This window comes from Microbacterium hydrocarbonoxydans, from assembly GCF_000956475.1.
Classification (GTDB): domain Bacteria; phylum Actinomycetota; class Actinomycetes; order Actinomycetales; family Microbacteriaceae; genus Microbacterium; species Microbacterium hydrocarbonoxydans_A.
The window spans coordinates 112,500-126,092 of sequence record NZ_JYJB01000004.1 but is presented as its reverse complement, the minus strand read 5'-3'; the positions used below and the strand labels follow the sequence as shown (position 1 = coordinate 126,092).

The 13,593-nt window shown below is 69.0% G+C and carries 13 protein-coding genes; 10 read left to right on the top strand and 3 right to left on the bottom strand.

Annotated elements, in window-relative coordinates; all coding sequences use genetic code 11:
• The first annotated feature begins 17 nt into the window (after nt 1-17).
• Genes RS84_RS01820 through RS84_RS01810 form a run of 3 tightly spaced genes read left to right on the top strand, consistent with a single transcriptional unit; the run spans nt 18 to nt 2,793 of the window.
• On the top strand, nt 18-851 hold the full coding sequence (locus RS84_RS01820) for a purine-nucleoside phosphorylase (RefSeq protein WP_045256047.1): 834 nt from the start codon (nt 18-20) through the stop codon (nt 849-851).
• The gene (locus RS84_RS01815) at nt 848-2,518 is read left to right on the top strand and encodes a phospho-sugar mutase (RefSeq protein ID WP_045256046.1); all 1,671 of its coding nucleotides are present in this window, start codon (nt 848-850) and stop codon (nt 2,516-2,518) included. The genes RS84_RS01820 and RS84_RS01815 overlap by 4 nt, the downstream gene beginning before the upstream one ends.
• 11 nt (nt 2,519-2,529) lie before the next feature.
• Nucleotides 2,530-2,793, top strand: a complete 264-nt coding sequence (locus RS84_RS01810) for an HPr family phosphocarrier protein (protein ID WP_045256045.1) — start codon at nt 2,530-2,532, stop codon at nt 2,791-2,793.
• Here RS84_RS01810 and RS84_RS01805 read toward each other — a convergent pair whose 3' ends face one another.
• Entirely contained in the window at nt 2,794-4,713 is a 1,920-nt protein-coding gene (locus tag RS84_RS01805; RefSeq protein WP_045256044.1) for a BglG family transcription antiterminator, read from the bottom strand. It lies immediately after the preceding gene.
• A 163-nt stretch (nt 4,714-4,876) separates the two neighbouring features.
• Here RS84_RS01805 and RS84_RS01800 point away from each other — a divergent pair, with 163 nt between their 5' ends.
• Genes RS84_RS01800 through RS84_RS01770 form a run of 7 tightly spaced genes read left to right on the top strand, consistent with a single transcriptional unit; the run spans nt 4,877 to nt 11,557 of the window.
• Nucleotides 4,877-5,194, top strand: a complete 318-nt coding sequence (locus RS84_RS01800) for a PTS sugar transporter subunit IIB (RefSeq protein WP_045256043.1) — start codon at nt 4,877-4,879, stop codon at nt 5,192-5,194.
• Nucleotides 5,191-5,469, top strand: coding sequence for an HPr family phosphocarrier protein (locus RS84_RS01795; protein ID WP_045256042.1), 279 nt, complete (start codon nt 5,191-5,193; stop codon nt 5,467-5,469). The genes RS84_RS01800 and RS84_RS01795 overlap by 4 nt, the downstream gene beginning before the upstream one ends.
• Entirely contained in the window at nt 5,469-7,136 is a 1,668-nt protein-coding gene (ptsP, locus tag RS84_RS01790) for a phosphoenolpyruvate--protein phosphotransferase (RefSeq protein WP_082061993.1), read from the top strand. The genes RS84_RS01795 and ptsP overlap by 1 nt, the downstream gene beginning before the upstream one ends.
• A 29-nt stretch (nt 7,137-7,165) precedes the next feature.
• Nucleotides 7,166-8,695 (top strand): PTS mannitol transporter subunit IICB, encoded by a 1,530-nt coding sequence (locus RS84_RS01785; RefSeq protein ID WP_045256041.1) that lies wholly within the window; start codon nt 7,166-7,168, stop codon nt 8,693-8,695.
• Entirely contained in the window at nt 8,695-9,129 is a 435-nt protein-coding gene (locus RS84_RS01780) for a PTS sugar transporter subunit IIA (RefSeq protein ID WP_045256040.1), read from the top strand. Before RS84_RS01785 ends, RS84_RS01780 begins: the two co-directional genes overlap by 1 nt.
• On the top strand, nt 9,126-10,280 hold the full coding sequence (locus RS84_RS01775; protein ID WP_045256039.1) for a mannitol-1-phosphate 5-dehydrogenase: 1,155 nt from the start codon (nt 9,126-9,128) through the stop codon (nt 10,278-10,280). The genes RS84_RS01780 and RS84_RS01775 overlap by 4 nt, the downstream gene beginning before the upstream one ends.
• Nucleotides 10,280-11,557, top strand: a complete 1,278-nt coding sequence (locus RS84_RS01770) for a flavin-containing monooxygenase (protein WP_045256038.1) — start codon at nt 10,280-10,282, stop codon at nt 11,555-11,557. Before RS84_RS01775 ends, RS84_RS01770 begins: the two co-directional genes overlap by 1 nt.
• 73 nt (nt 11,558-11,630) lie before the next feature.
• Here the strand turns inward: RS84_RS01770 and RS84_RS01765 are convergent, their stop codons facing one another.
• On the bottom strand, nt 11,631-12,494 hold the full coding sequence (locus RS84_RS01765) for a carbohydrate kinase family protein (RefSeq protein ID WP_045256037.1): 864 nt from the start codon (nt 12,492-12,494) through the stop codon (nt 11,631-11,633).
• Between the two features lie 26 nt (nt 12,495-12,520).
• Entirely contained in the window at nt 12,521-13,588 is a 1,068-nt protein-coding gene (locus RS84_RS01760) for a polysaccharide deacetylase family protein (RefSeq protein WP_045256036.1), read from the bottom strand.
• Between the last annotated feature and the right edge of the window lie 5 nt (nt 13,589-13,593).

The window sequence follows — 13,593 nt, the reverse complement described above, 5'->3', positions numbered from 1 at the left end:
GTTCATAGAGTGGACGCATGCCCGTTAACCACAGCAATCCGCTTGATGACCCGTCCGTGAACCCGTTCGAGATCGCCGCCACTGCCGCGGCGGACATCGCTCGGCTCTCGGGAGTCGACAAGCACGACATCGCCCTCACGCTCGGCTCCGGCTGGGGCAAGGCGGCCGACATCATCGGCGAGACCGTCGCGACGATCCCCGCGACCGAGGTCACCGGCTTCTCCAAGCCCGCGCTGGAGGGCCACGTCGGCACCCTGCGCAGCATCCGCACCCCCGACGGCAAGAACGTCCTCGTGATCGGCGCGCGCACGCACTACTACGAAGACCACGGCGTCCGACGCGTCGTCCACTCGGTCCGCACGGCCGCGGCCACGGGGGCGAAGATCATGGTCCTCACCAACGGCGCCGGCGGCATCCGCGAGACCTGGAAGCCGGGCCAGCCCGTCCTGATCAGCGACCACATCAACCTCACCGCCGACTCCCCCCTCGAAGGGGCGACGTTCGTCGACCTGACCGACCTCTACTCGAAGCGGCTGCGCGACATCGCGCGCACGATCGACCCGACGCTCGACGAGGGTGTCTACACGCAGTTCCGCGGTCCGCACTACGAGACGCCGGCCGAGGTCCAGATGGCGAAGATCATCGGCGGCCACATCGTCGGCATGTCCACCGCCCTGGAAGCCATCGCGGCACGGGAGGCGGGCATGGAGATCCTCGGCTTCTCGCTCATCACGAACCTCGCCGCCGGCATCCAGCAGACCCCGCTCAGCCACGCCGAGGTCATCGAGGCCGGACAGCACGCCGAACCGGTGATCACCAAGCTGCTCGCCCGCGTCATCGAGGCGCTGTGAACGACGCGCTTCTCGCCACAGCGCGCGCCTGGCTGCGGCAGGATCCCGACCATCAGACCCGCGATGAGCTGGCCGGCGTGATCACGCGCGCCTCGGCCGGAGACGACGCGGCCGTGGCGGACCTCGCCGATCGCTTCGATTCCCGTCTCGCCTTCGGAACGGCGGGCCTGCGCGGCGAGCTCGGCGCAGGCAGCAACCGGATGAACCGCGTGCTGGTCGCCCAGGCCGCCGCAGGATTCGCCGCCTATCTGCTCGAGAAGGCCGCAGGGCGCATCCCGACCGTCGTGATCGGCTACGACGGCCGGCGCAACTCCCGGGTCTTCGCGACCGACTCGGCCGAGCTGTTCGCCGGTGCGGGGATGCGGGCGATCCTCCTCCCTCGCCTGCTGCCGACGCCCGTGCTCGCGTTCGCAGTGCGCCATTTCGGCGCCGACGCCGGGGTCATGGTCACGGCGAGTCACAATCCGCCGAACGACAACGGCTACAAGGTCTACCTCGGCGGCGCAGACGAAGGATCGCAGATCGTGGCACCCGCGGATGCCGAGATCGCCGCGCACATCCAGCGGGTGGCGGATGCCGGCGACGTCGGCGTGCTTCCGCGCTCCCGCGCATACGAGACCGCGGGTGAGGACGTCGTCGACGCCTATGTCGCGGCCACCGCCGAGGTCGCTCCGGCGCCCGAAGCCGCCGCAGGGCTCCGCTGGGTCTACACCGCGATGCACGGCGTCGGCTGGGAGACGTTCTCACGCATCGTCACAGCTGCGGGTTACCCGCAGCCGCTCGTCGTCGACGAGCAGCTGCGCCCGGATGCCACGTTCCGCACCGTCTCGTTCCCGAACCCCGAGGAGCCCGGCGCGATGGATCTCGCATTCGCGAGGGCCCGCCGGGTGGAGGCGGACTTCATCCTCGCGAATGACCCCGACGCCGACCGGCTCGCCGTGGCGATCCCTGACGCCTCGGCCGACGGCGGCTGGCGCCGCCTCACCGGCAACGAGGTCGGGCTGCTGCTCGGTGCGCGCGCTGCGCGCGCCGCGCAGGGCACGCCGGGCGCCTCCCTGGCATGCTCGCTGGTCTCCTCCCCCGGTCTCGGCGCGATCGCCGCGCACCATGGACTGGACTTCCACGAGACGCTCACCGGCTTCAAGTGGATCTCCCGCGCCCCCGGCATCGTGTTCGGCTTCGAGGAGGCGCTGGGCTACCTGGTCAACCCTGCGACCGTGCGCGACAAGGACGGCATCTCGGCCGCCGTCGCCATTCTGGGTCTCGCCGCCGAGGCCCGTGAGCGCGACCTCACCATCGCCGACCTCCTCGCCGAACTCGGCGAGGCGTACGGCCACTTCGCCAGCGGTCAGGTCTCGGTGCGCGTCGACGACCTGTCGATCATCGGCCGGGTCATGCTGTCGCTGCGGACGCTTCCGCCTGCGCACATCGGGGCGCAGGCCATCGCGTCGGCCGAGGATCTGCTCCAGGCGCCGGCCGGTGCGCCCTCCGGCGATGTGCTGCGCTACCGCCTGGCAGACGGCTCGCGCGTGATCGTTCGTCCGAGCGGCACCGAGCCCAAGCTCAAGGTGTACATCGACGCCAGGTCCGACTCGACCGACGGCGCGAGGCAGGCGGTCGCCGATCTCGAGGCCGGCGTGCGCGCTCTCCTCGAGGAGCGCTCCTGAGCGAGACCGGCATGGCGACGCGACGGGTCACGATCACCGCTCTGAACGGCGGCCATGCGCGACCCGTCGCGGAGCTCGTCCGCCTGGCGATGGATCATGACGATCCGGTCGTCGTGCGCAAGGACACAGGTGCAGAGGCCGATCTCCGCAGCGTTCTCGCGGTGATGATGCTCGACCTCGCGGAGGGCGATGTGGTCACTTTGGAGACGGCGGATGCTCCGGCATCCGCCGCTCTGCTCGACGCGCTCTCGGCGGTGCTCGACCCGAAGGGCTGATCAGCCGTCGATCACGGCGACCAGCTCGTCGAGGAACATCTCGAAGCTCGTCCCACGACGCACGATGCGCTGCACGCTGTCGCGTTCGCTGAACACCTCGACGAGCTGCTCGAACACGGTCTGGAACGCGGCCCGGTCGCTCTCGCTGAATGCGGCGAGGGCGACCACCTGCACCCTTCCGTCGCCCCACGCCACCGATCCGTCGGCGACGCCGATCGCGATCGCGGTGCGCGACGCCGTCATCTGCAGCGCATGCGGCACCGCGAGCGCGTCGGTGAATGCGGTCGACGACATCTGCTCGCGCACGATCGTGTTCTCGACGTAGTCGGTGCCGATCAGACCCCGGCTCACCAGCAGGCCGCCGAGACGGCGGATGATGCCCTCTTCGCCCTCATCGGGAAGGGGGTGCACGAAAGCCTCTGCGTCGAAGTATCGCGACAGCTCCTCACGCAGCCGGTTCAGCCTGCGCGCCCGGCGGAGCCGCGCAGCGGCCTGCTGCACCCGTTCGGCATCCGTGTCCGAGAAGAACGGGTGGATCCTGATCACGCGGTCGTCACCGACCGCAGGGTCGATCGTCGACAGCACCAGATCGGTGTTGAAGGATGACCAGTCCGGATCGACGCTGGTCACCACTCCCGTCACCTCGATCGCCGACCCGAGGGAGCGGTCGACGCTCGAGCGCAGCAGCTCGTGCAGCTCGTAGTACCCGGGGCACACGATCGTGGCGGTGAGGATCGATGCCGCGGCGCGACTGCGTTCGAGCCGCCCGCCGACGTGCATCGCGATGTACGCGATCTCGTCGTCGTGAATGGGTGAGCCCAGCCGGTCATGGAGTCCGCTGGCGATCGACACGGCGACCTCGAAGATCATCGGATACGTCGACTTCAGCGACCGCGTCAGCGGATTCCGCGACAGCGCCCTGCTCTCTGCACGCCGAAGCAGATTCTGGATGTGCAGGGACAGCCTCAGCACGAAGGTGTCGTCGACGAGGTCGAGCCGGTAATCAGCCGCCGCCCGCTGGAGCTCGCCTCGCACCGCCTGCTCGACCCGCGGTTCGACGCCGCTGCGCGCCGCGTCCTGCGTGGCGCTGTCCCCCGGCGCGACGACCCTGGTCAGCACGAGCGAGGCGAGATGCGCCACGTCGCCTTCGCCGAGACGCACGCCGAAATGCTCGCGGGCGAGCCTCGCGACGACCGCCCCGACCCTGGGGATCTCCTCGCGAGTGGCTGTCTCCGCCGCGTCGAGCGCGTGACCCGCGGCGACCCGGTCGGCGGCGATCGCGATGTGCAGCAGCACGTCGGAGATCGCGAGCTCGTTGACGTAGTAGCCGAGAGCCCCCAGCTCTTCGACGAGGGCGGTCTTGAACGGGCCGACGGCGCTCGTGTCGACCGCGTTCCCGACGAGCGCGGTGCGGAATGCCTCGGGGTGGAAGGACGCGGTGTCCGATTCGTCGTGCGCCAGACCGCTGATCAGCCGGCGCCGCGCCTCCTCAGAGCCCCTCAGGCGCACCAGTTCGCGATCGCGCTCGAGGACGAGCCCGGTGTCGCCGAGCAGGCCACGCACGCGAGTGAGATCGGCTTCCAGGGTCGCCTCGCTCACATGCAGGCGTGCGGCGGCCTCGAACACGTCGATGCCCTCGGCGTCGTCGAGCAGCATGCGCACCACGGCGTGGAGGCGATGGCGCGGCGTGCTCTCCCCCGTGCGTGTGCGAAGCGCATCGCGTGCGGCGGGGCCGGCGCGGTATCCGGCCGGACCGGATTCGACGGCGTCCGCGTCGGTGACCCGCGCGTTCAGCGAGGCCACATAGGAGCGGATGCTGCGCGGTGTCACACCGAGAAGGTCGGCGAGGCTCGCGGCGGTCACCCACGTGTCCTGGCGCAGCAGGGCGGCGAGGAGCTGATCCTGACGCTGACGCGACATGTGCCTCCGACTCCTCCGCGCGGGCGACGCCTGTGTCCCGCGTCTCCATGATGTCAGCATCCGCGCGTGCGAGGCCGGAAGACGACGTTCCGCGGGGGCGGAAATCTTCTTGTTGGCAGATGCACCCCTCGGCTCACAGACTGTTCTCAGAAAGGCGGAATCGATGAAGATCCTGGTCATCTGCGGCGCAGGCGCGTCGAGCACGTTCGTGGCCCAGCGGCTGCGCCGCGCGGCCGAATCGGCAGGTCTTGACTGGGAGACGTCCGCTGGAACGGCCCAGTCGGTGACCGAGTCCAGCGCGGATCTGATCCTCGTCGGCCCCCACCTGAAGGAGCGGGCCGTCGATCTGCGGGAGGTCCTCCCGATGCCGATCGCCGTGCTCCCCGACGACATCTTCGACGATCGCGACGGGCGACGAACACTCGCCCTCGCCCGCGCCGCCCTCGCAGAACCCCGCACCACATCGGAAGGAAGATCATGACCGTCACACGTACCGTCCGGATCGGATCGTCGCACGGGCTGCACGCCCGCCCCGCGAAGCTGTTCGCTCAGGCTGCGAAGGACTCCGGCATCCCGGTGACCATCGCGAAGGACGCCGGATCTCCTGTCAACGCCGCCAGCATTCTCGGCGTCATCGGACTGGCCATCGAATTCGGCGACTACGTGACGCTCACGGCGGACGGCGACGGCGCGGATGCCGTGCTCGACACGCTCACCGAGCTGCTCACCACCGACCACGATGCGGAGAGTGCCTGATGAGCGAGCTGCGCGGAGTGGGGATCGGCCTCGGCATCGCCCAGGGGCCGGTGATCCGGATGACGGAGGCGCTTCCCGCGCCTGAGAAGACGTCCAGCACGATCGGAGCGGATGCCGAGCGCGCACGTGCTCGCGAGGCCATCTCGGCCGTGGCCGCCGAGCTCACCGAACGCGGTGATCTCGCGGGGGGCGCGGCCCAAGAGGTCCTCGAGGCCCAGGCCATGATCGCCGAGGACCCGACCCTGCAGGACGAGGTCGACACCCGCATCGACGCGGGAACCACCGCCGAGTGGGCGGTGCACGACGCGTTCGCCGGCTTCCGGGCGACGCTCGAGGCCGTCGGGGGCTACCTCGGCGAGCGGGCGGCCGATCTCGAGGACATCGCACAGCGGGTGCTCGCGCACCTGCGCGGCGTCGCCGCCCCCGGCGTCCCCGACCCCGGGCATCCCTTCGTCCTGGTCGCCCGTGACCTCGCTCCTGCGGACACGGCCCTGCTGAAGCTCGACCAGGTGCTCGCTCTTGTCACCACCGACGGGGGTCCGACCTCGCACACGGCGATCCTCGCCCGTGAGAAGGGGATCGTCGCCATCGTGGGCGCGGCCGAGGCCGCCGGCCTCCGCGACGGCGAGACCGTGATCGTGGATGCGTCGAGCGGCGTGGTCGTGACCGACCCGTCTGCCGAGGAGCTCGAACGCGCCGCGCAGCGCGCCGCCGACCGGCTCTCGGCTGTGGCCGCCCCGCTCACACCCGGAGCGCTCGCCGACGGCACCGCGATCCCGCTGCTGGCGAACCTCGGAAAGCCCGCGGATGCCGCTGATGCGGTCGCTCGGGGCGCCGAGGGCGTCGGCCTGTTCCGCACCGAGTTCCTGTTCCTCTCATCCGCGCAGGCGCCGACCGTGGAGCAGCAGCGCGAGTCGTATCGCGAGCTGCTCGCGGCGTTCCCCGGCAAGAAGGTGGTCGTGCGTATGCTCGACGCCGGCGCCGACAAGCCGCTGGCGTTCCTCAACGACGCGCACGAGGAGAACCCGGCGCTCGGCCTCCGCGGCCTCCGGGCGCTCCGCGCCAGCGAGGACATCCTGCGCGAGCAGCTGACCGCGCTCGCCGAAGCGGATGCCGCGACCGAGGCCGATCTGTGGGTCATGGCACCCATGGTGGCCACCGTCGAGGAGACGAAGTACTTCACCGCCCTCGCGCGCGAGTACGGCCTGAAGACTCCCGGAGTCATGGTCGAGGTGCCGGCCGCGGCGCTCCTGGCCGACCGCGTGCTCGCACACGCGGACTTCGCCTCGATCGGCACCAACGACCTGACGCAGTACACCATGGCCGCCGACCGCATGCTCGGCTCCGTCGCCGACTTCCAGGATCCGTGGCACCCGGCGGTGCTGCGCCTGGTGCGCGAGGTGGGCGCCGCCGGCGCCCGGCTCGGCAAGCCCGTCGGCATCTGCGGAGAGGCCGCTGCCGACCCGCTGCTGGCCGTCGTCCTCGTCGGTCTCGGCGCGACCAGCCTCTCGATGGCGCCGGCCGCACTCGCCGACGTCCGGCAGATGCTTCTCGGCCGCACCCTCGACGAGGCGAAGCAGCTCGCCGAGGCGGCCCTCGCCGCAGATGACGCGGCATCCGCCCGCACCGCCGCGGCCCAGCTCGCGGCATCCCTCCCCCAGCACTGATCTCCCCCTCACCAGAAAGAAGCGACATCATGACGACGACGTCATCCGCCACCAAGCCCGGTGGCCTCCGCGTGGGCGTGCAGCGTTTCGGCACGTTCCTCTCGGGCATGATCATGCCTAACATCCCCGCGCTGATCGCGTGGGGCATCATCACCGCTTTGTTCATCGACGTCGGTTGGACGCCGAACGCGCAGCTGGCGACGATCGTCGGGCCGATGATCCACTACCTGCTGCCGATCATCATCGCCTACACCGGCGGCACGATCGTCTACAAGACGCGTGGTGGCGTCGTCGCGGCGATCGCCGTGATGGGCGTCATCGCCGGATCCGACTTCCTGATCGCTCAGTACAACGAGCAGCTGCTCGCAGCCGACCCCGACGCGAAGACCCTCGGCCAGATCCACATGTTCATCGGCGCGATGATCATGGCGCCGCTTGCGGCATACACCATGAAGTGGCTGGACTCCCTCTGGGAAGGCAAGATCAAGGCCGGCTTCGAGATGCTCGTGAACATGTTCTCGGCGGGCATCTGGGGCTTCGTGATGGTGATCGTCGGCTTCTATCCGGTCGCCTGGCTCGTCAACGGCATCATGAACGTGCTGTCCTCGGTCGTGAACTGGCTGGTCGACACGAACCTGCTTCCGCTCACGAGCATCATCATTGAGCCCGCGAAAGTGTTCTTCCTCAACAACGCCATCAACCACGGCGTGCTCACCCCGCTCGGCACCCAGCAGGCCACCGAAAGCGGCAAGTCGATCCTGTTCCTTCTCGAGGCCAACCCCGGGCCCGGTGTCGGTCTGCTCCTGGCGTTCACGCTGTTCGGCATCGGTGCAGCGCGCGCGTCCGCGCCGGGTGCCGCGGTGATCCAGTTCTTCGGCGGCATCCATGAGGTGTACTTCCCGTACGCGCTGATGAAGCCCGTTCTGATCCTCGCCCTGATCGCCGGTGGCATGACCGGCGTGACCACGAACATGCTGTTCGGCACGGGACTCGTCGCCCCTGCGGCGCCGGGGAGCATCATCGCCGTGCTCGGCCAGACGTACCGCACCGACTACGTGGGCGTGATCCTCTCGGTCATCCTCTCCGCCGCAGTCACGTTCATCATCGCCACGGTGATCCTCCGCGCCAGCCGCAAGAAGGATCTCGAGAAGGAGGACGCCTTCGCCGCAGCCGTCGCACAGACCGAGGCCAACAAGGGCAAGTCCTCCGAGGCACTGAGCGGTCTGGTGTCGAAGTCCGCCGCCCCCACCGCGGTCTCCACCGCCCCGATCGAGAGCATCGTGTTCGCGTGCGACGCCGGCATGGGCTCGTCGGCCATGGGCGCGAGCGTGCTGCGCAACAAGTTCAAGAAGGCGGGCATCGAGGATCTGAAGATCGTCAATCAGGCCATCGCCAACCTCGACGGCACTGCCGACGTCGTGATCACCCAGCAGCAGCTGACCGATCGCGCGAAGGCGCAGTCGCCGAACTCGATCCACATCTCGGTCGACAACTTCATGAACTCTCCGAAGTACGAAGAGGTCGTCCAGATGGTTCAGGACCAGCGAAAGGAAGCATGATGAGCGTTCTCACACTCGGCCAGATCCGCATCCACGCGGGCTCCGTCTCGCAGGAGGCGGCCCTGCAGGAGGCCACCGACATCCTCGTGGCCGCCGGGGCGGTCACGCCCGCCTACCTCGACGCCATGCGTCAGCGCGAGGAGACCGTGTCGACCTACATGGGCAACGGCCTGGCGATCCCGCACGGCACGAACGAGATGAAGGACACGATCCTGGCATCCGCTCTCTCCGTCGTGCGGTACGACGGCGGCGTGGACTGGGCGGGCGAGCAGGCGAACTTCGTGATCGGCATCGCCGGCCGCGGAGACGAGCACCTCGAGATCCTCTCGCAGATCGCGATCCTGTTCTCCGATGAGGACGATGTGGCGAGGCTCAACGCAGCGGCGACTCCGGAAGATCTGTATGCCCTGCTGTCGGCGGTGAACGAGGGATGAAGGCCGTCCACTTCGGCGCGGGGAACATCGGCCGCGGGTTCGTCGGCCTGCTGCTCCACGAGGGCGGCTATGAGGTCGTCTTCTCCGACGTGGCCGACGCGCTGGTCGATGCGATCAACGCGGCGTCCGAGTACACCGTGCGCGAGGCCGGTCCTGGCGGAGTGAACCGGGTCGTCACCGGGTTCCGGGCGGTCAACAGCCGTCTGGCCCCTGACGGTCTGGCCGAGGAGATCGCGACGGCCGACGTGGTGACCACAGCGGTGGGCCCGACCGTGCTGCGCTTCGTCGCACCGGCGATCGTCGAGGGTCTTCGCCGCCGGAGCCCTGACGCCGCTCCCCTCCAGGTCATGGCCTGCGAGAACGCGATCGGCGCGACGGATCAGCTGCGCGACGAGGTGGTGACCGCTGCGGGAGCGGATGCCGACGCCCTCACCGCGGGCGCCGTCTTCGCGAACACCGCGGTCGACCGGATCGTGCCCGCGCAGCCTGCGGGAGCCGGGGTCGACGTGACCGTCGAGCCGTACTTCGAGTGGGCGATCGAATCCGGTCCCTTCGACGGAGCGCTTCCGTCGATCCCCGGCGCGCACTTCGTCGACGACCTCGCTCCGTACATCGAGCGCAAGCTGTTCACCGTCAACACGGGGCACGCCGCCACGGCGTACTTCGGCGCGCGGGCCGGGATCGAGCGGATCTCGGATGCGCTCGCCGACCCGAAGATCGCGGCGCAGGTCTCAGCAGCACTGGAAGAGACCTCGGCTGTCCTGGTCGAGGAGCATGGGCTGGATCCGGCCGAGCTGGCGGAGTACCGCGCGAAGATCCTCGACCGCTTCCGCAATCCCGAGCTCGTCGACACGGTGCAGCGCGTCGGCCGCCAGCCGCTGCGCAAGATCTCGCGGAACGAGAGGTTCATCGGCCCCGCGGCGATGGCCGCCGAGCGCGGCCTGTCGTCGAGCGCTCTCACAGCGGCGGTCGCCGCCGCGCTCGAGTTCGACGACCCGGCCGACGAGCAGTCGGTCGAGCTGCAGGAGCGGCTGCGCAACGAGGATGCCGAATCGTTCACGGCTTCCGCGACGGGCCTCGACCCCGAGCATCCGCTGTTCGCGGCGATCCGAGATGCCGTGATCGCGCGCCAGGAGGCCATCATGGTGTGATGAGCACCTACGCGATCATCGGGGCGGGCCCTTCGGGGCTCGCCTCTGCGCGTGCGCTGAGCCGGCGCAGCATCCGCGTCGAGGGATACGAAGCCTCGCACGGCGTCGGCGGGCTCTGGGACATCACGAACCCGCGCAGCACCGTGTACGAATCCGCGCATCTGATCTCTTCGCGCACGACCACCGAGTTCGCAGAGTTCCCGATGCGCACGACCGTCGACTATCCCGGTCACCGCGTGCTGCTCGACTACTTTCGCGACTATGCGGAGCACTTCGGTCTGAACTCCCTGTTCCGCTTCGGCACGACGGTGACCAGGCTCGAGCCCTGTGACGACGGCTGGGACCTCACGAGCACCGGCCCCGAAGGCGAGCAGACCCGCCGTTACGACGGCGTGGTTCTGGCGAACGGCACGCTGGCGCATCCGAACATCCCGACCTTCCCCGGCGAGTTCACGGGCGAGGTCATGCACACGTCGTCGTACAAGAGCGCGGCCCAGCTCACCGGTAAGAGGGTGCTGCTGATCGGCGCGGGGAACTCGGGCTGCGACATCGCGGTGGATGCCGTGCATCGCGCGGCGTCGATCGACATGAGCGTGCGGCGGGGGTACTACTTCGTTCCGCGATATCTCTTCGGCCGCCCGAGCGACACTCTCAACCAGGGCAGGCCACTGCCTGCGCGTCTCAAGCAGGCCGTCGACAGCAGGGTGCTTCGGGCATTCACAGGCGACCCCGTGCGATTCGGATTCCCGAAGCCCGACTACCGCATCTACGAATCGCACCCGATCGTGAACACGCTCGTCCTGCACCATCTCGGTCAGGGAGATCTGCGAATCCGGCCCGACATCGAGCGGTTCGACGGCGACACCGTGCATTTCAGCGACGGCACCTCCGGCGAGTACGACCTCATCATCCTCGCGACCGGATACCGGCTCGACTACCCCTTCGTCGACCGCGCGCACCTGCAGTGGCAAGGCGCTGCGCCCCGGCTCTTCCTCAACATGTTCCCCGCGTCGTTCAACGGGCTCTACGTGGTGGGCATGATCGAGGCCTCCGGGATCGGCTGGCAGGGCCGCTACGAGCAGGCCGAGCTGCTGGCGGCGTACCTCGACGCCTCCGCCGCGACGGCAACGGCATTCCGTGACCGCGTCACCGGCGATCCCTGGCCCGACGTCACCGGCGGTTATCACTATCTCGGTCTCGACCGCATGGCCTACTACGTCAATAAAGACGCCTACCGCGCGGCTGTCCGGCGAGAGAGAGCGGCACTGGACGCCTGAACCGGCACCGCTACCGGGTCGCCGAGCCCGTCGACGCGCAACGCAAGGTGACGGCCCTTCGACAGGCTCAGGGTCAGGAACCCAGGACCTGGTCGAGCAGCGGATGCAGGTGCCGAGTGCCGAGCACGGAGGATGCCGACCGGGCTCCTGCGGCGAGGGCATCGGGCACCGATGCCCTCGCGAGGGATGCGTCGAGCACTCCGGCGAGGAATGCGTCACCCGCACCGTTCGTGTCGACGACCTCGACGGGCACGGCGCCGACGCGGTGCACGGCTCCCCCGGCATCCACCGCGACAGCGCCCTCCGCGCCCAGGGTGCACACGGCCAGCGTCGCGCCTGCGGCGATCGTCGACTGCAGGAAAGCCACCGGATCCTCGAGCCGGTCGGCGTTGCAGAACACGGCATCCGCGGCCTCCAGGAACGGCCGATGAAACTCCGCCTCTCCGTCGTAGTCGTGCACGTCGACCCAGATCGGCCGGCCGGTCTCTCTTGCGAGCGGCAGAAGTCGCAGCGGCTCGGCGGCGAGATCCAGCACGATCGCATCGGCATCCGCCATCGCCGCGCGCAGCTCCTCGTCCTCGGCGCCGTCGGTCGCCGATGGAGAGGCCAGATACAGCGACACCCGTCCGCCCTGCCGCGTCATCAGGTTCACGTGCCGCTCTGTGGCTTCGGCGGGTCCCCAGTGGGTCGGCACCCCGGCATCCGCCAACGCCGCCTGCACCCGGACGGCGTGCTCATCATCAGCGGCCAAGGCGTACAGCAGCACCGAACGACCAAGGCCGGTCAGGCTCAGGGCCTTGCCTGCGCTGGTTCCGCCGACCGTGTCCCAGCTGTCCTCGGCGAACTGCATGTGCGGCACCGGCTCGGGCAATCGGTCGAGCACGACGATCGAGTTCCAAGAGGCGGGACCGGTGATGAAGACAGAGGCAGCAGGCATGTCACCATCCTGCCGTGCGAGCCTGCTCAGCCGATGCGCTTGATCAGCGCGTCGACCGTCATTCCGTAGTCGATGCGCACGACCGGCAGCGCGAGCTTGTCGGTGCCGATCGTCACCAGCCCCGGTTCGATCGTGCGAGCCATCTCGTATCCGGCCTGCGCGACTCCCTGCTTGGCGGTGTCGTTGTAGTGGCCATACGGGTACGCCATCACCTGACGCACGCCGAGGATGTCGCCCGAGGTGTTCAGGTCGGCGGCGATCTGATCGGCTGTCCAGTTGACCATCCGCCCCTTCCCGTTGTCGCCGGCCTGGTGCATGTCGTGGGTGTGCGAACGACGCTGCACGTAGATGGAGGGCGGGGGATCCTGCCGATACGCCGTGATCATGAACGAGGTCGACAGCAGCTTGTACTTGTCGATGACCGGCACGGCGAGATCGAACCAGCTCTGATCCGCATCGTCGTCGGTGATGATGACCGAATGCGCCGGAAGATACAGCCGGCCGTCGATGAACGCGCTCAGCTCGTCCCACGTGGGCATGTAGAACCCGCTCGACGCGATGTGACTCATCTGCGCATCGAAGTCGCCTATGTAGGCGTAGTTGCCGCGCAGCCAGCCCGACTCCCCTTCGGGCTTGGCCGTGAACTGGTGATACATCAGGATCGGGATCTGCGCGTTCTCGGCGACGTTCTGCTCTGGCGTCATCCACGCCCCGTACAGCTGCACCTGCTGGTCCTGGCACACCACGGCGTCCGCACCATTGACCCTGGCCGTCTGATCGAACGCGGCGGCGCTCTCAGCCGTCGGGTACCAGCCGCCGAACACGCGCCCGTCCTGCGACGGGATCGGCAGATCCTGATAGAGGGCGTCCTGATGCTGCAGCATGGGCTCCGCCGGCGCACCGTCTCCGGTGAAGCTCACGGCGCACGCGAGCGGGTCGTCCGCATCGCGCAACAGCCGCTGCACAGGGCTCAACGGCGGATGCTCGATGGCTCCCGCCTCCGCGCGCGGAACTGCCGGCTCTCGCGCCGCAGCCGTCCACGCGAACACACCTGCCGCACCGCCTCCCAGAAGCACGACAGCACAGATGATCATCGCGA

Coding starts and splice junctions, on each gene's coding strand:
- RS84_RS01795 (WP_045256042.1), top strand. CDS start 5,191: ATGACCGTCACACGTACCGTCCGGATCGGATCGTCGCACGGGCTGCAC.
- RS84_RS01770 (WP_045256038.1), top strand. CDS start 10,280: ATGAGCACCTACGCGATCATCGGGGCGGGCCCTTCGGGGCTCGCCTCT.
- RS84_RS01800 (WP_045256043.1), top strand. CDS start 4,877: ATGAAGATCCTGGTCATCTGCGGCGCAGGCGCGTCGAGCACGTTCGTG.
- RS84_RS01785 (WP_045256041.1), top strand. CDS start 7,166: ATGACGACGACGTCATCCGCCACCAAGCCCGGTGGCCTCCGCGTGGGC.
- RS84_RS01810 (WP_045256045.1), top strand. CDS start 2,530: ATGGCGACGCGACGGGTCACGATCACCGCTCTGAACGGCGGCCATGCG.
- RS84_RS01765 (WP_045256037.1), bottom strand. CDS start 12,494: ATGCCTGCTGCCTCTGTCTTCATCACCGGTCCCGCCTCTTGGAACTCG.
- RS84_RS01775 (WP_045256039.1), top strand. CDS start 9,126: ATGAAGGCCGTCCACTTCGGCGCGGGGAACATCGGCCGCGGGTTCGTC.
- RS84_RS01780 (WP_045256040.1), top strand. CDS start 8,695: ATGAGCGTTCTCACACTCGGCCAGATCCGCATCCACGCGGGCTCCGTC.
- ptsP (WP_082061993.1), top strand. CDS start 5,469: ATGAGCGAGCTGCGCGGAGTGGGGATCGGCCTCGGCATCGCCCAGGGG.
- RS84_RS01805 (WP_045256044.1), bottom strand. CDS start 4,713: ATGTCGCGTCAGCGTCAGGATCAGCTCCTCGCCGCCCTGCTGCGCCAG.
- RS84_RS01760 (WP_045256036.1), bottom strand. CDS start 13,588: ATGATCATCTGTGCTGTCGTGCTTCTGGGAGGCGGTGCGGCAGGTGTG.
- RS84_RS01820 (WP_045256047.1), top strand. CDS start 18: ATGCCCGTTAACCACAGCAATCCGCTTGATGACCCGTCCGTGAACCCG.